The sequence below is a fragment of the Enterobacter sp. BNK-18 genome, from assembly GCF_047456135.1.
GTDB classification, from domain to species: Bacteria; Pseudomonadota; Gammaproteobacteria; order Enterobacterales; family Enterobacteriaceae; genus Enterobacter; species Enterobacter ludwigii.
Genome location: NZ_CP179899.1, coordinates 4,621,549 through 4,641,857, shown reverse-complemented (window position 1 = coordinate 4,641,857; position 20,309 = coordinate 4,621,549). Strand labels below are relative to the sequence as shown.

Annotated in this window: 16 protein-coding genes; 7 read left to right on the top strand and 9 right to left on the bottom strand. The window is 56.1% G+C overall.

The window, feature by feature from the left end; all coding sequences use genetic code 11:
• Positions 1 to 13 precede the first annotated feature (13 nt).
• From glnD to ACMGG3_RS22220, 3 genes are all read left to right on the top strand, one after another.
• The gene (gene glnD, locus ACMGG3_RS22230) at positions 14 to 2,689 is read left to right on the top strand and encodes a bifunctional uridylyltransferase/uridylyl-removing protein GlnD (RefSeq protein ID WP_020882615.1); all 2,676 of its coding nucleotides are present in this window, start codon (positions 14 to 16) and stop codon (positions 2,687 to 2,689) included.
• Positions 2,690 to 2,721: 32 nt separating this feature from the next.
• Positions 2,722 to 3,546 (top strand): 2,3,4,5-tetrahydropyridine-2,6-dicarboxylate N-succinyltransferase, encoded by an 825-nt coding sequence (gene dapD, locus ACMGG3_RS22225; protein WP_020882614.1) that lies wholly within the window; start codon positions 2,722 to 2,724, stop codon positions 3,544 to 3,546.
• 111 nt (positions 3,547 to 3,657) lie between these two features.
• Complete coding sequence (locus tag ACMGG3_RS22220) at positions 3,658 to 4,044, top strand: DUF3461 family protein (RefSeq protein WP_014168696.1); 387 nt, start codon at positions 3,658 to 3,660, stop codon at positions 4,042 to 4,044.
• 90 nt (positions 4,045 to 4,134) lie between these two features.
• Here ACMGG3_RS22220 and cdaR read toward each other — a convergent pair whose 3' ends face one another.
• From cdaR to dgt, 3 genes are all read right to left on the bottom strand, one after another.
• On the bottom strand, positions 4,135 to 5,292 hold the full coding sequence (gene cdaR / locus ACMGG3_RS22215; protein ID WP_020882613.1) for a DNA-binding transcriptional regulator CdaR: 1,158 nt from the start codon (positions 5,290 to 5,292) through the stop codon (positions 4,135 to 4,137).
• Positions 5,293 to 5,446: 154 nt separating this feature from the next.
• Positions 5,447 to 6,883: a serine endoprotease DegP gene (gene degP, locus ACMGG3_RS22210; RefSeq protein ID WP_032679638.1), complete on the bottom strand. Its 1,437-nt coding sequence runs from the start codon at positions 6,881 to 6,883 to the stop codon at positions 5,447 to 5,449.
• Positions 6,884 to 7,014: 131 nt separating this feature from the next.
• Positions 7,015 to 8,529, bottom strand: a complete 1,515-nt coding sequence (dgt, locus tag ACMGG3_RS22205; protein WP_032679637.1) for a dGTPase — start codon at positions 8,527 to 8,529, stop codon at positions 7,015 to 7,017.
• 82 nt (positions 8,530 to 8,611) lie between these two features.
• Between dgt and mtnN the strand changes: the two genes are divergently transcribed.
• From mtnN to ACMGG3_RS22190, 3 genes are read left to right on the top strand one after another with little or no spacing between them, the layout of a single operon-like run.
• Positions 8,612 to 9,310, top strand: coding sequence for a 5'-methylthioadenosine/S-adenosylhomocysteine nucleosidase (gene mtnN / locus ACMGG3_RS22200; protein WP_014168692.1), 699 nt, complete (start codon positions 8,612 to 8,614; stop codon positions 9,308 to 9,310).
• Complete coding sequence (gene btuF, locus ACMGG3_RS22195; protein WP_025205196.1) at positions 9,303 to 10,103, top strand: vitamin B12 ABC transporter substrate-binding protein BtuF; 801 nt, start codon at positions 9,303 to 9,305, stop codon at positions 10,101 to 10,103. The genes mtnN and btuF overlap by 8 nt, the downstream gene beginning before the upstream one ends.
• Before the next feature lie 27 nt (positions 10,104 to 10,130).
• Complete coding sequence (locus tag ACMGG3_RS22190) at positions 10,131 to 10,754, top strand: TRIC cation channel family protein (RefSeq protein ID WP_014168690.1); 624 nt, start codon at positions 10,131 to 10,133, stop codon at positions 10,752 to 10,754.
• Positions 10,755 to 10,810: 56 nt separating this feature from the next.
• Here the strand turns inward: ACMGG3_RS22190 and erpA are convergent, their stop codons facing one another.
• Together erpA and clcA are read right to left on the bottom strand one after the other, a co-directional pair.
• Positions 10,811 to 11,155, bottom strand: a complete 345-nt coding sequence (gene erpA / locus ACMGG3_RS22185; RefSeq protein ID WP_013095643.1) for an iron-sulfur cluster insertion protein ErpA — start codon at positions 11,153 to 11,155, stop codon at positions 10,811 to 10,813.
• Between the two features lie 85 nt (positions 11,156 to 11,240).
• Positions 11,241 to 12,641 carry a H(+)/Cl(-) exchange transporter ClcA gene (clcA, locus tag ACMGG3_RS22180; protein ID WP_020882610.1) on the bottom strand — a complete coding sequence of 467 codons (1,401 nt, stop codon included), beginning with the start codon at positions 12,639 to 12,641 and terminating at the stop codon, positions 11,241 to 11,243.
• A gap of 177 nt (positions 12,642 to 12,818) precedes the next feature.
• On the opposite strand from clcA, the gene hemL reads away from it, so the two are divergent.
• Positions 12,819 to 14,099 (top strand): glutamate-1-semialdehyde 2,1-aminomutase, encoded by a 1,281-nt coding sequence (gene hemL / locus ACMGG3_RS22175; RefSeq protein WP_414149462.1) that lies wholly within the window; start codon positions 12,819 to 12,821, stop codon positions 14,097 to 14,099.
• Positions 14,100 to 14,155: 56 nt separating this feature from the next.
• On the opposite strand, the gene fhuB is transcribed toward hemL, so the two are convergent.
• The 4 genes from fhuB to fhuA are packed head-to-tail and all read right to left on the bottom strand — an operon-like array spanning position 14,156 to position 20,092.
• On the bottom strand, positions 14,156 to 16,138 hold the full coding sequence (fhuB, locus tag ACMGG3_RS22170) for a Fe(3+)-hydroxamate ABC transporter permease FhuB (RefSeq protein ID WP_414149461.1): 1,983 nt from the start codon (positions 16,136 to 16,138) through the stop codon (positions 14,156 to 14,158).
• Positions 16,135 to 17,025, bottom strand: a complete 891-nt coding sequence (fhuD, locus tag ACMGG3_RS22165; protein ID WP_050737489.1) for a Fe(3+)-hydroxamate ABC transporter substrate-binding protein FhuD — start codon at positions 17,023 to 17,025, stop codon at positions 16,135 to 16,137. The genes fhuB and fhuD overlap by 4 nt, the downstream gene beginning before the upstream one ends.
• Positions 17,025 to 17,822, bottom strand: a complete 798-nt coding sequence (fhuC, locus tag ACMGG3_RS22160; protein WP_041162431.1) for a Fe3+-hydroxamate ABC transporter ATP-binding protein FhuC — start codon at positions 17,820 to 17,822, stop codon at positions 17,025 to 17,027. The genes fhuD and fhuC overlap by 1 nt, the downstream gene beginning before the upstream one ends.
• A 50-nt stretch (positions 17,823 to 17,872) precedes the next feature.
• Entirely contained in the window at positions 17,873 to 20,092 is a 2,220-nt protein-coding gene (gene fhuA / locus ACMGG3_RS22155; protein WP_414149460.1) for a ferrichrome porin FhuA, read from the bottom strand.
• Between the last annotated feature and the right edge of the window lie 217 nt (positions 20,093 to 20,309).

The window sequence follows — 20,309 nt, the reverse complement described above, 5'->3', positions numbered from 1 at the left end:
TGGGTGGCGCACGATGAGTAATCTTTTACCCGAACAGTATGCTAACACAGCACTTCCCACCCTACCCGACCAGCCCGATAACCCGGGCGTCTGGCCCCAGCAGGATCTGACCTGCGCCGGTATCAAGGCGCATATGGATGTCTTCCAGCGCTGGCTCGGAAGCGCATTTGATGCCGGCATCTCCGCGGAGCAGCTCATTGAAGCTCGCACCGAGTTTATCGACCAGCTCCTGCAGCGTCTGTGGATTGATTACGGGTTTGGGCAGATCAGTGACGTGGCACTGGTCGCCGTCGGGGGCTATGGCCGCGGTGAGCTTCATCCGCTTTCCGATATCGACTTACTGATTTTAAGTCGCAAAAAGCTGCCGGATGAACAGGCGCAGAAAATTGGCGAACTGCTGACGCTGCTGTGGGATGTAAAGCTTGAAGTGGGCCACAGCGTGCGCACGCTGGAAGAGTGCCTGCTCGAAGGATTATCTGACCTGACCGTCGCCACCAACCTGATTGAAACCCGCCTGTTGATTGGCGACGTCGCGCTGTTCCTGGAGCTGCAAAAACACATTTTCAGCGACGGCTTCTGGCCTTCAGAAAAATTCTTCGCCGCGAAGGTCGAGGAGCAGAATCAGCGTCACCAGCGCTACCACGGCACCAGCTATAACCTGGAGCCGGATATAAAAAGCAGTCCGGGCGGACTGCGCGACATTCACACGCTGCAGTGGGTGGCCCGCCGCCACTTTGGCGCTACCTCAATGGACGAGATGGTTGGCTTCGGCTTTTTAACCGAGGCTGAGCGAAACGAGCTGAATGAGTGTCTACACCTGCTCTGGCGGATCCGTTTTGCCCTGCATCTCGAGCTTAGCCGCTACGATAACCGTCTGCTGTTTGACCGTCAGCTCAGCGTGGCGCAGCGCCTCAACTACCGCGGTGAAGGTAACGAGCCGGTTGAGCACATGATGAAGGATTTCTTCCGCGTTACCCGTCGCGTCACTGAACTGAACCAGATGCTGCTGCAGCTGTTCGACGAAGCGATCCTGGCCCTGACGGCGGACGAAAAACCGCGGCCGATCGATGATGAATTCCAGCTGCGCGGCACGCTTATCGATCTGCGCGACGAAACGCTGTTTATCCGTGAGCCGGAAGCGATCCTGCGGATGTTCTACACCATGGTTCGCAATAGCACGATCACCGGGATCTACTCCACAACGCTGCGTCATCTGCGCCATGCGCGCCGTCATCTGACGCAGCCACTGTGCTATATCCCGGAAGCCCGATCCCTTTTTCTCAGTATGTTGCGCCATCCGGGTGCCGTCAGCCGTGGGCTTCTGCCGATGCATCGCCACAGCGTGCTGTGGGCCTATATGCCACAGTGGTCACATATCGTCGGGCAGATGCAGTTCGATCTGTTCCACGCCTATACGGTGGATGAACACACGATCCGCGTCATGCTCAAGCTGGAAAGCTTTGCCAGAGAAGAGACACGCTCACGTCACCCACTGTGCGTCGAACTGTGGCCACGTCTTACCCACCCGGAACTGATCCTGATTGCCGCCCTGTTCCACGACATCGCCAAAGGTCGCGGCGGTGACCACTCGGTGCTCGGCGCGCAGGACGTGCTGAAATTTGCCGAACTGCATGGACTGAACTCTCGTGAGACGCAGCTGGTTGCCTGGCTGGTACGCCACCACCTGCTGATGTCCGTCACCGCGCAGCGTCGTGACATTCAGGATCCGGAGGTCATCAAGCAGTTTGCAGAAGAGGTTCAGACGGAAAACCGCCTGCGCTATCTGGTCTGCCTGACGGTAGCCGATATTTGTGCCACCAACGAAACGCTGTGGAACAGCTGGAAGCAAAGCCTGTTGCGCGAGTTGTACTTTGCCACCGAAAAACAGCTGCGCCGCGGGATGCAAAACACCCCGGACATGCGCGAGCGTGTACGCCATCATCAGCTGCAGGCGCTGGCGCTGTTGCGGATGGATAACATTGATGAAGAAGCGCTGCATCAGATTTGGGCGCGCTGTCGTGCCAACTATTTTGTCCGCCACAGCCCAAACCAGCTTGCCTGGCATGCGCGACATCTGCTTCAGCATGATTTATCGCAGCCGATGATCCTCCTCAGTCCGCAGGCCACGCGCGGCGGTACCGAGATCTTTATCTGGAGTCCGGATCGGCCTTATCTGTTTGCTGCGGTTTGTGCCGAACTGGACAGGCGTAACCTGAGCGTTCACGACGCGCAGATTTTCACCACCCGGGACGGCATGGCGATGGACACCTTTATTGTACTGGAGCCAGACGGAAGCCCGCTGTCGTCGGACCGCCATGAAGGGATACGTTTTGGCCTGGAACAGGCGATCACCCAGCGCAGCTGGCAGCCACCGCAGCCGCGTCGTCAGCCGTCGAAATTACGCCACTTTACCGTCGATACCGAGGTCAATTTCCTGCCGACCCACACCGATCGTAAATCGTTCCTGGAGCTGATCGCGCTCGACCAGCCAGGGCTGCTCGCCCGCGTCGGCCAGGTTTTTGCCGATCTGGGAATTTCGCTTCACGGGGCCAGAATTACAACCATTGGCGAACGAGTAGAAGATTTATTTATAATCGCCACCGCCGACCGGCGTGCCCTTAATAATGACCTGCAACTTGAAGTGCAACAACGGTTGACAGCAGCCCTCAATCCAAACGATAAAGGGTGACGTGTTTTTTAGTGAAATGGAAAGAGTAAACAATGCAGCAGTTACAGAACGTTATTGAGTCCGCTTTTGAGCGTCGCGCCGAGATTACTCCGGCAAATGTGGATACCGTTACCCGTGAAGCGGTTAATCAGGTTATTTCTCTGCTGGATTCCGGCGCGCTACGTGTAGCAGAAAAAATCGACGGTCAGTGGGTGACTCATCAATGGCTGAAGAAAGCCGTGCTGCTCTCTTTCCGTATCAATGATAACCAGGTTATCGACGGAGCAGAAAGCCGCTACTTCGATAAAGTCCCTATGAAATTCGCTGACTACGACGAAGCTCGCTTCCAGAAAGAAGGCTTCCGCGTAGTACCGCCAGCGGCCGTACGTCAGGGTGCGTTCATCGCGCGTAACACCGTGCTGATGCCCTCCTACGTTAACATCGGTGCTTACGTAGACGAAGGCTCCATGGTGGATACCTGGGCAACCGTCGGCTCCTGCGCGCAGATCGGTAAAAACGTTCACCTGTCCGGCGGCGTGGGTATCGGTGGTGTACTGGAGCCACTGCAGGCTAACCCAACCATCATCGAAGATAACTGCTTCATCGGCGCGCGCTCTGAAGTGGTGGAAGGCGTGATCGTTGAGGAAGGCTCCGTTATCTCGATGGGCGTTTACATCGGTCAGAGTACCCGTATTTACGATCGTGAGACCGGTGAAATTCACTACGGTCGCGTGCCGGCCGGTTCCGTTGTGGTCTCCGGCAACCTGCCGTCAAAAGATGGCAAGTACAGCCTGTACTGTGCGGTTATCGTGAAAAAAGTTGATGCGAAAACCCGCGGTAAGGTGGGCATCAATGAGTTGCTGCGCACCATCGATTAATCGGATATAACAAAAAGCGGGGGCCACCCCGCTTTTTTCATATCTGAGGGTGGCGAAAATAGATTTTTTCGTTAATTATTCAAAGGTTATGTTGAGATCAAGGGTACCGCTATGTACGATAATCTGAAAAGTCTGGGCATTACCAATCCTGATGAAATTGATCGTTACAGCCTTCGCCAGGAAGCTAATAACGACATTCTGAAAATCTATTTTCACAAGGACAAAGGAGAGTTTTTCGCCAAGAGCGTGAAGTTTAAATATCCACGCCAGCGTAAGACCGTCGTCGCTGACGGTGTAGGACAGGGATACAAAGAAGTTCAGGAAATCAGCCCTAATCTGCGCTATGTGATCGATGAACTCGATCAGATCTGTCAGCGCGACCGCACTGAAGTCGATCTCAAACGTAAGATCCTCGACGATCTGCGTCACCTTGAAAGCGTAGTCACCAACAAGATTAGCGAAATCGAAGCGGATCTTGAAAAGCTTACCCGGAAATAAACTTAAAACGGCAATCTTTGATTGCCGTTTTAGTGTTTGCGCCCTCTCCCGTGGAAAGGGATGGAGTAAGGACATCAGGCCGTATTTCACTCATCTCTGCTCATCGAGCTGTAACGCCACATAAAGCAGCAGCCTGTCGTCAAAGCTCCCCAGATCCAGCCCTGTCAGCTCCGAAATCCGATTCAGTCGATATTCCAGCGTATTACGATGTATAAACAGCGCTTTCGACGTTGCCAGCGGCTGTACGTTATGACGGAACCACGCCTGCAGCGTCCGACGCAGCAGACCGTTGTTGTCCATCGCCTTGAGGCGCGCTAACGGACGTGCCAGCTCATTGGCCTGCCAGCCACCGCGCAGGCTGTCGAGCAGCACCGGCAGCATCAGATCCTGGTAGAAATAACTGCGGCTTTCCGGCATCCGCTGCTTACCCACCATCATGGTGGTGCGGGCAGTACGCCAGGAGCGGGCAATACTGCCCGGACCGGTGAAGTAATTGCCCAGCGCGACGCGAAAACGAAGCTGACCATTCTCCTTCATGCGGGCTATCAACTGCTCCACGCGACGACGATGATCTTCTGCATCCCAGCGCCCGAACGCGTTCAGCGCGGGCTTGAGCACCACCATTTCCGTCAGAGAGACAATCGCCACCAGGTTATCGCGTTCCGGCGTCGCCAGCGCATTTTGCAGCTGCTGCAGCTCAGCCATCGCACTGTCGACGCCAAGCTGGCCGCTGTCCACCTCAATTACCGCCACGACGCGCGGTTGATTCAGATCGATTCCCAGGCGCTGCGCCCATTCATTAAGTGCAGGGGTATGCTCATCCGCCTGAATCAGATTCATCACCAGCTCTTCACGCAGACGGCTGTCCTGGGCGAGCAGATGCATCAGGCGCGACTGCTCAAGCATCATCTCCGCCGTCATACAGACCAGTTCGCCATATTTTCGCAGCGACTCCGGCTCGCCGGTCAGGCCGATAACGCCGACAATTTCCCCCTCAAGACGCAGCGGTAAATTGATGCCCTGACGGACACCGTGCAGGTGTTTCGCCACCGCATCGTCGATGTCCACCACCCGCCCCTGGGAGAGCACCAGCAGCGCCCCTTCGTGCAATTCCCCAATACGCTCACGATCGCCACTGCCAATAATGCGCCCACGGGCATCCATTACGTTGATATTGGTATCAATGATGCGCATGGTGCGTGCCACAATATCCTGCGCCATTTTGGTATCGAGATGCCAGCCAGCCATGTAACCCTCCTGTGAGCAGAGCTCAAGCATAGGGAAGTTCAGCTACCGTTGCATTGTGCGAATGCACAAAGTGAAAGGGAGAAGTATGGAGTTGTGGAAAAGGTCACAGAAAGGTGAAAAGCCCCTGCTCATCTGAAACAGGGGCCTGAGAGGATTACTGCATCAGCAGGTAAATTGAGGTATCACCACGCTGAATATTCAACGCCAGCACGGAAGGTTTGCTGTCCAGAATTTTGCGCAGTTCAGCAATGTTTTTCACTGGCTGCTGGTTCGCACCCATGATCACATCGCCTTTTTTCAGGCCAATGCGCGCAGCCGGGCTGTTCGCTTTAACGTTGTTCACCACAACGCCTTTGTCCTGACCTTTATTGCTCATCTCGGCGCCTTCAATGCCGCTGAAGATGGTGCTGGAATCAACCTGATTCTGGCTGCTCTGCTGCAGTTCCAGGCTCACGTTAACCGGTTTACCGTCACGCAGCAGGCCGAGGGTCACTTTGCTGCCAATCGGCATGGAGCCCACTTCAGCACGCAGCGCGGCAAAGCTGCTGATCGGTTTCCCGTTCAGGGAGGTAATGACATCACCCGCTTTAATGCCCGCTTTCGCCGCGGAGGAGTTCGGCATCACCTGGCTGACAAATGCGCCGCGCTGGGCGTCAACTTTCATCGCCTTAGCCAGTTCGGAATTCAGTTCGGTACCCAGAATCCCCAGTTCACCGCGTTTCACCTGGCCATACTGCACCATCTGCGCGGTCAGGTTTTTCACCATGTTACTTGGGATAGCAAAGCCGATCCCGATATTGCCGCCGTCTGGTGCAAGGATCGCGGTGTTGATACCAATCAGCTCACCGTTCAGGTTCACCAGCGCACCGCCGGAGTTACCCCGGTTGATGGCGGCATCCGTCTGGATGAAGTTTTCATAGTTTTCGGCGTTGAGGCCGCTACGACCCAGCGCGGAAACAATCCCCGAGGTTACGGTTTCACCCAGACCGAACGGGTTACCGATAGCGACGGTATAATCACCGACACGCAGCGCATCGGAGTCGGCAATTTTAATCGCCGTCAGGTTTTTCGGATCCTGAATCTGGATCAGCGCGATATCGGAGCGCGGGTCTTTCCCGACCACTTTGGCATCAAATTTACGCCCGTCGCTCAGCTGAACCTTAATGCTGTTGGCGTTATCAACAACGTGGTTGTTGGTCACGACGTAGCCTTTCGCCGCATCGATAATCACACCCGAGCCAAGCGCCATGAATTTCTGCTGCTGGCCACCCCCCTGGGTGTCATCCCCTGCACCACCGCCCTGACAGAACGGGGAGCTCTGGAATGGCGAACCGTCCTGGCAGAAAGGTGAGTTATCACCAAAGAACTGCTGGAAGTTACGCGGCATACGCGGCGTATTGACGGTTGTGCTGCCCTCAACGTTAATACTCACCACCGATGGCATCACTTTTTCGAGCATCGGTGCCAGGCTTGGCATCTGCTGCGCGGTCGCTGCCGACGATGCGGTCTCAGCTGCAGTAGCAGTCAGAGGAGACAGCGCTAAACCTAAACTCAGAGCCAGTGCACTCATTGCTAATGTGGTTTTTTTCATGTGTCTTAATCTCGATTTACAGATAACGCAAAATTGCTGTGTAACTCAGATTCATTTTATACCGCTTAGTTCCGGCCATAAGTTTATGGAAAAGGTAAAAATTTATTGGCCGTCTTTACAAAACTCTGTGCTTATTCCACCGCCATGAGCTTGCGGTATTCATCCCAGGCATACAAATCTGTCATCCCGCTGATATAGTCCTGGATAAGACGGCAGCGATAATAATATTCCAGCACCGGCCACTGGGGCGACTGCCGATCCAGCTTGCCGATGGCTTCGACATAAGCCAGACGGTGGCGGGTTGAAAGTTTCTGATAAAGCCGGGATTCGATCGGTATTCGCCGCACGCGCTCTTTTTCCACCAGCTCGCTGAACTCGTCGACGGATAACTGCAGCAGAGGTCGATAGATTTCGAGTAACCCACTGATAACCCTGTATCCCTGCAGCTCAAGCTGTTCAACATCCGGATGGCTGAAAACATGACGCACGGCCACGTTTTTATAGAGTTCAAGAAGCTGGCTAAAGCTGCTGTCATCTTCCAGCAACGCATGGTTGAATTCGCCGCTATAAATTAACGGCAGGTTGTCTATAAAGCGCGAGGCGGCATACGGCACCAGTTTATTTAATGTATTGACCCGTAAATACATAAAGAACTGATCTTCCGTGCTGCGGCTTAATGTATTTGAACGCGATTTCTCCCAGGCATTTTCGACAACCTGAGCAAACAGCGAGCCTTTTTCATGCGTTCCCCAGGCCTCATAAAGATGCTGATAAAGTTCTTCGACGCTGAATATTCTTTTCTCAACGGCGTCTTCCAGGTCGGCAACACAATATGAAATGTCGTCGGCAGCTTCCATAATCCAGGTTAAGGGGAAGCGGCCGTTTGGTGTCAGAGAAAGTTCTTTACGCAGGCGCTCAATATAGGCTTCTTCGGAAAGATAATAGCCCGGCTTTTTCATCAAATAACTGTGCGACGCGGGCGTCTCGCCCATCCACCAGGCCGGTCGCGTATATTTCAGGATGCACCCCACCTGTGCCCAGGTCAGGTTCATACGCATCAGGGAGTGGACCAGCCGGATCCCCTGCGCATTGCCTTCGAAGTGACAGAGGTCGTGACGGACTTTACGCCGCAGGTCGTTCAGCGCGTCTTCACCTTCGCGCAGGCGTAAATCCCGCACCAGGCAGCGGTCATCGCTCAGAGGCTGGCTTACCGCATCAGCAGGATAAAGCCGCTGTTTAAACCAGTCATTTATGGCGGCTTCGCCAAAATGACCAAAGGGCGGGTTGCCGATGTCATGCATCAGGCAGGCCATCTCAACGATGCTCTCAAACGGCCCGGTCAGCTCATTCAGCCCATAGGTTTCGAGAAGCTGCTGCTCTTTGAGACGGCTTAAGATCTCTTTGGCAATGTAGCGGCCAACCTGCTGAACTTCCATAGAATGCGTTAAGCGCGTGCGCACCGCAGCGTTACGTTCAAGCGGAAACACCTGGGTTTTTTGCTGTAAACGACGGATTGCCGGCGAGTTTATGATCCGCCCACGATCGCTTTCGAAGATACGCAGGATCTCATGCTCGCTCTTGTCGCCCTGCGGCGAACGGAAACGTCGGTGCCAGTTAATTTTGGTGCGAAAATCGATTGGTGACATGTGCTCCCCCGCGTGAGAATGCGTTTCCTCTTAACCGCATGATAGACTATGCATCTTAACAAGGCACATCGCGAGTAAATCTATGAAAATCGGCATTATTGGTGCAATGGAAGAAGAAGTTACGCTGCTGCGTGACAAAATTGAGAACCGTCAGACTCTCTCCCTCGGTGGCTGTGAGATCTATACCGGCCAGTTGAATGGCGTTGACGTCGCTCTGCTGAAATCAGGCATCGGTAAGGTTGCTGCTGCGCTGGGCGCGACCCTGCTGCTCGAACGCTGCAAGCCGGACGTTATCATTAACACCGGTTCTGCAGGCGGCCTGGCGTCGACGCTGAAAGTCGGTGATATCGTTGTTTCCGATGAAGCGCGTTACCACGATGCAGACGTTACCGCATTCGGCTACGAATACGGTCAGCTTCCGGGTTGCCCGGCCGGGTTTAAAGCCGATGACAAACTGATTGCGGCGGCTGAAAGCTGCATCGCTGAGCTGAACCTCAACGCGGTACGCGGCCTGATCGTCAGCGGTGATGCGTTCATCAATGGATCCGTCGGCCTGGCGAAAATTCGTCATAACTTCCCTCAGGCCGTTGCCGTTGAGATGGAAGCGACCGCCATTGCTCACGTTTGCCATAACTTCAACGTTCCGTTCGTGGTGGTTCGCGCCATCTCCGACGTGGCTGACCAGCAGTCTCATATCAGCTTCGACGAGTTCCTGACCGTTGCGGCAAAACAGTCCACCGTGATGGTGGAGCGCCTGGTGCAGAAACTGGCTCGTGGGTAACCCATACATCAGGGCGCTGGTCGCCCTGCTTTTTCTCGCACCGGCATGGCTATTTGCCGCGCCGCGTGTGATTACGCTCTCTCCGGCAAACACCGAACTGGCCTTTGCCGCCGGGATCACGCCTGTCGGCGTGAGCAGCTTTTCGGATTACCCTCCGCAAGCGGCCCATATTGAACAGGTGGCGACCTGGCAAGGGATGAACATTGAGCGCATCGTGGCGCTTAAACCCGATCTCGTGCTCGCCTGGCGCGGCGGTAATGCCGAGCGGCAGGTCAACCAGCTCTCTTCGCTTGGGATCAAGGTGATGTGGATTGATGCGGTGAGCATTGAGCAGGTCGCTCAGGCGCTGCGTTCTCTGGCCCCCTACAGTCCTACTCCAGCAAAAGCCGAGAATGCCGCGAAACAGATGCTCAGCGACTATGCCGCGCTGAAATCCCGCTACGATACCCCCGTCAAAAAACGCATCTTCCTGCAATTTGGCAGCCAGCCGCTGTTCACCACCGGGAAAGGATCCATTCAGAATCAGGTGCTGGAAATCTGCGGCGGTGAAAACATCTTTGCAGCCAGCCGGGTGCCGTGGCCTCAGGTCAGCCGGGAACAGGTGCTCGCACGCCAGCCACAGGCCATCGTGGTGGTCGGAAATGCGAGCGAGATTCCTAAAATTGAACAATTCTGGCAACGTCAGCTAAAAATACCGGTGATCCCCCTCACCAGTGACTGGTTTGAACGCGCCAGCCCGCGTATTATCCTCGCCGCAAAACAGCTCTGTGCCGCGCTGGCAGAGAGTCACTAACAACATACCCCGCTCGAGGATTTAACGATGCTCGTTTATTGGCTGGATATTCTTGGCACAGCCGTTTTTGCTATCTCCGGCGTTTTACTCGCTGGAAAACTGCGCATGGATCCGTTTGGCGTGCTGGTGCTGGGCGTGGTCACCGCCGTGGGTGGCGGGACGATACGTGATATGGCCCTGGCGAATGGCCCGGTATTTTGGGTAAAAGATCCAACCGATCTGGTGGTGGCGATGGTCACCTGTCTGTTGACCATCGTGTTGGTTCGCCAGCCCCGCCGGTTACCGAAATGGATACTCCCGGTACTGGATGCCGTCGGTCTGGCCGTCTTTGTGGGCATCGGGGTCAATAAAGCCTTCAATGCGGGAACGGGCCCGATGGTGGCCATCTGCATGGGCGTGTTAACCGGGGTCGGCGGCGGGATTATTCGCGACATTCTGGCGCGTGAAGTTCCCATGATCCTGCGTACCGAAATCTATGCCACGGCGTGTATTATTGGTGGGATTGTTCACGCGACGGCGTATTACACCTTTGCGATGCCGCTAGAAAATGCAGCCATGCTGGGTATGGTGGTCACGCTGGGGATACGGTTAGCGGCGATACGCTGGCATCTGAAGCTGCCGACGTTTGCGCTGGATGATAATGCACGATAAGCGTTGTTTATAAGCCCGGTGGCGCTACGCTTACCGGGCTTACGACTGCATCCCTGTCAGATGCTGAACGAAGAGCCACATCCACAGGTACTTGTCGCGTTCGGGTTAGTCACAACGAAGCGCGAACCTTCCAGGCCTTCAGTGTAATCCACCGAACCACCCACCAGGTACTGCAGGCTCATCGGGTCAACCACCAGCGCAACGCCCTGCTTCTCGATAGTCATATCGCCGTCGTTGACCTGATCGTCAAAGGTAAAACCATACTGGAAGCCGCTGCAGCCGCCACCGGTAATATAGACACGCAGTTTCAGATCCGGATTGTCCTCGTCGGCAATCAGGGTTTTCACTTTGTTGGCTGCTGCTTCGGTAAATTCCAGCGGCAACGCTACGTCATCACTCATCTTATGCTCCCATGAATACTGCTACTGCTATTGGGTAAAATTCACCCAATTCTTTATGTCATTATCTAATACCCTGGTAATTCATTCAAGTATTCTGCGTCGGGGCCCGCTCGGCCTCTTGTTTTGCCAGGGTACGAGCAAGAATGGTGGAGTATAGCGGTTTTCCACCCAGGAATTGGGCTAATAGTGTCGCGCCGAGACAGGTAATGATCATTGGCAAAATGAGCTGGTAATTATCCGTCATCTCCAGAACCAGCACGATGCCGGTCAACGGCGCACGCAGGGACGCCGCCAGCAGCGCGCCCATTCCGGCAATAGCAAAGGTCCCGGCGTCCAGATGATAGGCCGGAAATCCGGCAGCAGCGACCATGCCAAACGCGGTTCCCAGAAGCGTACCCAGCGCCAGCATCGGGGCAAAAATACCGCCAGGCGCACCGGAGGAGAAGCACAATACGGTGGTAATCACCCGTGAAATAAACATGAACAGCAACAGACCAATGCTGAAATTACCCGCCGCGGCAATCGGTATCAGCCCGAAGCCACCGCCTGCGGCATTGGGCTCAATGAAGCCGAGCACGCCGCAGCCGCCGCCCAGCAGTCCGCCGATCAATACCCAGCGGGTGGTATTCCCACCGTGAATGCGCTGGAACATATCCTGAGCGCGTAAGATAAGCGTGTTAAACAGCGGGCCGACCACGCCAAAAATCATGCCGAGGATCAGGTACAGCCACAGCGTATTCACCGGCGCATTGGTCAGTTTCCCCACCTCAATCACCGCACCTTCGCCATTAAAAATGCGAAAGACAATGCTCGACATAATGACGCCGGTGAATACCGCTTTTATCGAGATCAGGTTGTAGCGAAACTGTGCCCGCATCTCTTCAATAATGAACAGGATCCCCGCCAGCGGTGCGTTGAACGCCGCCGAAAGGCCGGCCGCCGCCCCCGTTGCCAGCAGTGTATGTCGCGCCTCCGCGCTGCGCATGCGAAAAAGATCGCCGACCATACGCCCAACGTTTCCGCCCAGCTGCACCGTTGGCCCTTCGCGCCCGAGCACCATGCCTGCCCCGAGCGTTCCCATGCCACCGATAAATTTTACCGGGATGACGCGCCACCAGCGAACCGGCCTCAGCTCTTCCAGTGCGCCTTCTATTTCAGGGATCCCGGAACCGCCCGCTTCCGGCGCAAATTTACGGACCAGGAAATAGCCCACCATGGCAAACAGCGCAGATAAGCCAAAGGCCCACACCCATACCCATCCACCGCTATAGGCAAAACCCGCCACGGTTCCAATTCGCCAGTTCATTATCGCGTTAACCGCTTTTTCGAAGGCGATACCCACCAGCCCGGCAACTGCGCCGACCACGGCAGCAGCCAGCAGGATAGCCAGCGGCGTTTTATCACGATTAAGCAAGCGCCGGATGCTGATACGGTGCTGCGCACGTCTGAACTGCTGTTCAGTATAAGAATGAGTGTCTGCTTTCATTACCGTTTCTTTTCGTCATACAAATAACCGCAGGGATTTTACCAGAGTGCGTAATATCATCCCGTGAAAAATACTTAACAATTGTTTGGGCATGAAAGGGGGCAAAAATTTCATTACCTTCCGAGGATCACTTAGAATAGTGTGCTTAATCATTTTATACGAACCAGGAACGACGCCATGAGCAAGTCTGAAAACCTCTACAGTGCAGCCCGCGAGCTTATCCCAGGTGGCGTGAATTCGCCTGTTCGCGCCTTTACCGGCGTAGGCGGTACGCCGCTGTTTATCGAACGTGCTGACGGCGCGTATCTGTATGATGTCGATGGCAAAGCCTATATCGATTATGTCGGCTCCTGGGGTCCGATGGTGCTGGGTCACAACCATCCTGCTATCCGCAATGCGGTGATTGAAGCCGCCCAGCGCGGCCTGAGCTTCGGCGCGCCAACCGAGATGGAAGTGAAAATGGCGGAACTGGTCACCGAACTGGTCCCGACAATGGACATGGTGCGTATGGTGAACTCCGGTACCGAGGCCACCATGAGCGCGATCCGCCTGGCACGTGGCTTTACCGGCCGTGACAAGATCATCAAATTTGAAGGCTGCTACCACGGTCATGCGGACTGCCTGCTGGTAAAAGCCGGCTCCGGCGCGCTGACCCTCGGTCAGCCGAACTCACCGGGCGTACCGGCTGACTTTGCGAAGCATACCCTGACCTGCACCTATAACGATCTGAACACCGTTCGGGCAGCCTTCGAGCAGTATCCGCAGGAGATTGCCTGCATCATCGTTGAACCTGTCGCAGGCAACATGAACTGCATTCCACCGCAGCCGGAGTTCCTGCCGGGTCTGCGCGCCCTGTGCGATGAGTTTGGCGCTCTACTGATCATCGACGAAGTGATGACCGGCTTCCGCGTCGCGCTGGCGGGGGCACAGTCTTACTACGGCGTAGAGCCGGACCTGACGTGCCTTGGCAAAATCATCGGCGGCGGCATGCCTGTCGGTGCATTCGGGGGACGTAAAGAGGTGATGGAAGCGCTGGCGCCGACTGGCCCGGTCTACCAGGCGGGAACCCTTTCCGGCAACCCGATTGCGATGGCCGCAGGTTTCGCCTGTCTGACCGAAGTCGCGCAGCCGGGTATTCACGAAACCCTGACCGATCTGACAACTCAACTGGCCAACGGCCTGCTGGAGGCCGCGCAAGAAACCAGTATTCCTCTGGTGGTAAACCACGTTGGTGGGATGTTCGGGATTTTCTTCACCGATGCGAAAACCGTGACCTGCTATCAGGATGTGGTGAAGTGTGACGTTGAACGCTTCAAGCGCTTCTTCCATCTGATGCTGGAAGAAGGCGTCTACCTGGCACCATCCGCGTTTGAAGCAGGCTTTATGTCCGTCGCGCACAGCGAAGACGATATCAATAAGACTATCGATGCTGCGCGCCGGGTCTTTGCGAAGTTGTAAGACAGAAACGATCTGCTGCCCTCTCCACCCGGAGAGGGCAATACCCCACCGCCCTTCTACCTGCTTTGCTTTCTCAACAAATAGATAAAGTACGGCGCACCGATAAACGTCGACAGCAACCCGGCAGGTATCTGGTACGGGAACAGCACCATCCGCCCCAGCCAGTCAGCAACCACCAGTATTACGCCCCCCGTCAGCGCCGACATCACAATGTGCGGCATCGTGCGACGAAATCCCATCATTCTGGCAATGTGCGGTGCCATTAAGCCGACAAAACTCAGCGGGCCGATGGTCATGGTGGCCGTTGCCGTGAGGCATGCGGCCAGCAGCAGTAACCCGATACGGGACGGCGCCAGGGCCATCCCCACCGCACGCGCGGTCTCGCCGCCCAGCGGCAGAATGGTCATCCAGCGACGGCACAGCGGCACCATCGCCAGCAATACGATCATTGCAATCCCGGAATGCACGACCTGGCTGCCGGTGGCGCTGTACGTTGAACCGGAGATCCAGGTCAGGATCTTGGCCATACGCGGATCGCCACTCGCCTGCAGCATCATCAGCAGCATGGTAAATGCCGTGCTGAGCGCCATCCCGGCAAGCAGCATCCGGTGAGGGGAAAACCCACCACGCCCGGAGGCAATGAGGATGATCAGCAGCGTCACCGCCGCGCCAACGCTCCCGGCAGGCATCAACCAGCCGAAGGCATTTCCCGGCACCAGGAACAGCATCAGGACCACGCCAAAGGCGGCACCAGAACTGATACCCAGAACCTCCGGGCTGGCCATCGGGTTACCGGTCAGACGCTGGATAATACAGCCCGCCACCGCCAGCATGACCCCGGCGATTAACGCCGAGAGAATGCGCGGCCAGCGCCACTGCATGAGTTCGTTAAGCAGCTCCCCGGACGCCCAGTGCCAGCCCACCGCATCGCGTCCGAAAGCGAGCGCGGCAAATGAGATAACAATCAGCACTGCCAGCCCGGCAAGGCTGAACCCCAGCACTGACTGGCGCTCAGCATAGACCTTATCGCCAGCATCCATCGCTGGCGCGCTGATACTGCGCAGACGCGGCAGCAGCCACAGCAGCAGCGGTGCACCGATAAGCGCCGTCATCGAACCGGTAGACACTTCCATCCAGACGCGTGCCAGCCAGAGAATGATTTGATCGGAAAGCCAGAGGATCAACGCGCCAATCAGCGGGGCTAACATCAGGCGCGCCAGCAGGCGGCGCGCACCGAGCATTTTTGCCAGCAGCGGCGCAAACAGTCCGATAAACCCGATGATGCCTACCGCATTAACCAGCAGGGCACTGAGCACAATTGCCAGCGTCAGCGCCCCCAGACGGGCCAGCGACAGCGCCAGCCCCAGATTACGCGCCACGCCATCATCAAGACCCATTAACGTCAGCGGGCGCAAGAGCAGCAGCGTCAACACGACGCCACCGGCGAGCTGCGGCCACAGACGCTGCACGACGCTCCAGTCGGTCTGGGTGAGCGTACCGGTGCTCCAGAGGAACATGCTTTGCAGCTGATCGTGATGGAACAGCACCAGCAGCTGATTAATCGCGCCGCAGTACAGGCTCACCACCAGCCCCGCAAGAATAAGCGTGACGGGGGAGAGACGTTTGCCCCAGGCGACGCCGAATACCAGCGCGCCCACCACACACGCACCGGCGAGGGCAGCAAACTGCGAGGTCAATGCCCCAGGCAACGCCCAGAGTGTGGTAATCGTGATCCCAAGCTGTGCCCCGGTCGCCACGCCAAGCGTCGTCGGCTCGGCCAGTGGGTTACGCAGTACCTGCTGGAATAAAACGCCCACCAGCCCTAATCCCGCACCGACCAGCAGCGAAATCGCAAGCCGCGGCAACAGACTGTAGTGGAACAGCATTTGCTGAATATTATCGATATCTGGCGTCACCAGCGCCGCACGCCACTGGTCGCGCGGTAAGGCCGTCGACAGATTGAACCAGGTCAATACCAGCGCGCACAGGAAAATGAGGCAAAGTAACAGTGCCGGGAAACGGGCAATACGCTTACTCATGCCTGGCCTCCCAGCGCGTTGTCCAGCACGCGGGCAAAGTGCATGGCAGAAAGCGTCGCGCCGTAGAACCATACCGCAGGTGCGCGCAGGAACCGTTTTTCACGCACAAACGGCATAGCCTGCCAGAGCGGCGTCGCCATCAGGGTTTGCATCTCCCGCTCGTTGCCGTGGTCAAAGCACAACACATCCACATCGCGAAATGCCGCAAGACGGTCAATCCCCACGGCGGTGCTGCCCCAGAAGGTCATCTCCCCTTCCCAGGCATTACGAATACCAAAACTGTCGAGCACGTCCTGGAACAGGCAGTTTTTCCCAAAGACCAGCATATGGCGGGCATCCAGCAGCGTCACCATCAGCAGCGGGCGATCGCCCCGGTGAGCAAAACGCGGCTTCAGGGTGTTAATCAGGGCATCAAAATCGTCGAGATGTTTTTTGGCCTCAACCTCACGGTTAAGGAACTGTGCCATCTCGTGGAGGGAGTTTTTCGCCATCGCCAGCGGATTTTTACCGTCGCTGAAGGAGAAACCACGGCCGGGCGCAATCCGTGCCATTGTCTCTTCTGACGGGCCGTAACCTGCAGACCAGAACAGGAATGACGGCTTCATCTGGGTGAGCAGTTCGAGGTTTGGCTCGGTGCGCAGGCCGATGTCGATTACCGAGTCCGGTAGCCTCGGCTCATTCACCCATAGCCTGTAGTTAGGAATATCCGCCACGCCATAGGGCGTAACGCCCAGCGCCATCATCAGCTCTACCGGCAACCATTCCAGCGCCACAATGCGGTGTGGATCGACCGCAGCCGCACGCGCGGTATTCATTTTTAACAGCAGCGGTGAAAGCGCCATTGCCGTCAGCAGACGACGGCGACTCATCAACATAGAATCCAGCATCAGTACACAAAGCTCACCGGTGCAGCCCCGGCAGGGTGAGGCAAAATCCCCATTGGAATACCGTAAATGTGTTCCAGCGTTTCACTGCGCATCAGTTCAGACGGCGTCCCCTGGGCGATCATTTCACCGCCGCGCAGGGCAACGAGGTAATCGCAGTAACGCGCGGCCATGTTGATATCATGCAGGACCGCGATAACCGTCAGACCGCGCTGCTGGCTTAAACGATGCACCAGCGCAAGCACGTCGACCTGATGGGCAATATCCAGCGCAGAGGTCGGTTCGTCGAGCAGCAGGCAGCGGCTGTCCTGGGCCACCAGCATTGCTATCCACGCGCGCTGACGCTCCCCTCCTGACAGGCTGTCTACCAGACGGTGGGCCAGCGGTTTTAGCCCCACCAGCGCAATCGCCTCTTCCACTTTCTCTCTGTCGGCCACGCCGAAACGGCCAAGCGCGCCGTGCCACGGATAACGCCCAATCGCCACCAGTTCACGCACGGTCATCCCCTCCGCCTGCGGCAACTGCTGCGGCAGATACGCCACTTTGCGGGCAAAGGCTTTACTGCTCCAGCTCTCCAGCGGCTGACCGTCCAGCAGGATATCGCCTTCTGACGGCAGCTGATGGCGGCCAAGCATTTTGAGCAGCGTTGATTTACCAGAGCCGTTGTGACCAATCAGGCCTGTCACTTTACCTGCCGGGAAGGTCAAAGAGAGCGGATGCAGCAGGGTGCGTCCGGGCACGCGAAAGGAGAGATTATTGAGCGTGAAGGTGGTGTCGGATTGCGTTTGATTATCCTGCATATCGGCCAACTTAAATAAAAAGGGCACGGCGAACCGTGCCCGAAGAGAGATTAGAAGCGGAAGGTCGCGGTGGCGACAACCTGACGTTCAGCACCCCAGTAGCATGCATAATCCTTGTAGCAGCTGGAGACATATTCCCGATCGAACAGGTTATTCACGTTCACCGCCACAGATGACCCCGGCAGACCCAGACGGGCCAGATCGTATTTCACCATCGCATCGGCAAGGGTGTAGCTCGCGACGTTAAACGGCTGATCTTTTTTGTCGCCGCTTGAGTAGTAGCTCACCGTGTTACCGATGTAACGGGTACCGGCACCAATCGTCAGGCCGCTTAAGGCCGTGTCGGTGAAGGTGTAATCTGCCCACAATGACGCCTGATTACGCGGCACTTCCGCCGGACGTTTACCTTCAAAGGTGCTGTCATGGGTGTACTCAGCATCAATAAAGCTGTACGCCGCGGTCACGTTGATATTGGCGTTAACCGCTGCCTTCGCTTCCAGTTCGAAACCGCGAGAACGGATCTCACCGGTCTGGATACTGTGAGTATTCGTTGGATCGTTCGGATCCGCCGTCAGGTTCTTATCCTTAGTCAGCTGGAACAGCGACGCGGTGACCACAACCGGCAGGTCTTTCGGCGCGTATTTCACACCCGTTTCATACTGCTTACCGCGGGAAGGGTCGAACGGTGTGCCGTTACGATCGGCGCCCGATACCGGCTCAAACGACTCGCTGTAGCTGAAGTAAGGCGAGATACCGTTATCAAAGAGATAGTTAATCCCCCCGCGCCAGGTGAAAGCCTGATCGTGGTTTTCAGCCAGCGAATCGGCCGTACCGCGCGTCAGCGTTGAGGCCATCACGTAGTCGTAGCGTCCGCCCAGCGTCAGCACCCACTTATCCCACTCCGCCTGATCCTGAGCATAGAGCCCGGTCTGTTCATTACGGTTAACGACGGAGTAGTTAGACCATGGCAGGTTGGTGTTGATGTTCGCGTTGCCGTAATCCGGGTTCTGGATATCAATAGGGTCGGCGGAACCGTACAGCGCATTGATATCATTACGCATACGCGAGTAATCAACGCCCGTCAGCAGCGTGTGGTCTACGGCGCCCGTCGCGAATGTCGACTGCAGCTGAGTATCCACGGTGAACATATTCAGATCTTCATCTGAACGCACATAAGCGCGGTTAATTTTGCCAGGCTCAGCGTAGCCATTGCCGTAAACAGAGCGGTAGAGCGTATGCACTTTTGCGTAACGCAGATTCTGACGCACGGTGAACGTGTCATCAAACTGATGCGAGAAGCTGTAACCAATCAACTGCTGGCGACGAGCCATCTTATTATCCGCTTCACCTTCGTTGAAATCGGTTGGGATCTTATGCTCATTGCCGTTTGCGTCACGGTATGGCACCACGGTCCCTTCCCGTGGCAACCAGCCGTAGTAGCCCGCTTCCGGATCGTTCTGGAAATTGCTCAGGAAGGTGAAATCGGTTTTGTCATCCGGACGCCAGCTAAAGGAGGGCGCAATCGCATAGCGGGTTGATTTTGACATCTCCTGCTGTGCGTTCTGACTACTGCCAAGACCGGTCAGGCGGTACGACCACACGCCATCTTCATCGATTGCATCACTGAAATCGAAGCCCGTTTGCCACAGGTTATTGGTCCCCATTTTAAACTGGACTTCTTTCAGCGGCTCGGTCAGTGGGCGTTTGCTCACCATACTGACGATACCGCCGGGATTGCTGTTGCCGTAGAGCACAGACGTAGGTCCGCGCATCACTTCTACGCGCTCAAGGAAGTACGGATCCATGGAAGCTTCGGAGTAGTTATTCCCCATCAGCTTCATGCCATCGAGATACTGGTTGGTGTTTACCGTCGAAGGCGCGGTAAAACCACGAATTGAGACCACATCATAGGTGGTGGAGCTGCCGCGGGTCGCAAACACGCTCGGCGTATAGCCCAGCGCCTCTTTTACGGTCGCTGGCTGGCGGCGTTCCATTTCATCACGCGTTACCACGGAAATAGACTGCGGGGTCTTTTCAATCGCGGTATCGGTTTTGGTCGCCGTTGCCGTGCGTTTTGCTGCGATCGTTGGCGCAGGCCCCCACGGACTTTCCTGGGCGGCAGGCGTGGCAGTGACGGTGATGGTTTCTTCTTTTTTCTGGGTTTCAGCCGCATGTGCATACGTAGACATGCCGGCAACCGCTGTGGCTACGACGACCGCGATTTTTCGCAGCGACGTGTGAATTGGCTGAGCAGTATTGGAAAGCGCCATGTTTATCTCTGATGGAAAAGTGAATGATAACGTAAACGAGAATTATTATTATGACCGCAGAATAATATGCGAAACGTTGGCTGCATAGCAAGCAGTAAGCGGCCCTACGAGAATTAAGGGTTTAAGAAATAAACAAGAGAAAACGAAGGGTTAATCAGAATGAAAACGAGGGTTAAGGAAATGGAAAGTACAGGTAAAAAAATCCCCCCTTTCGGGG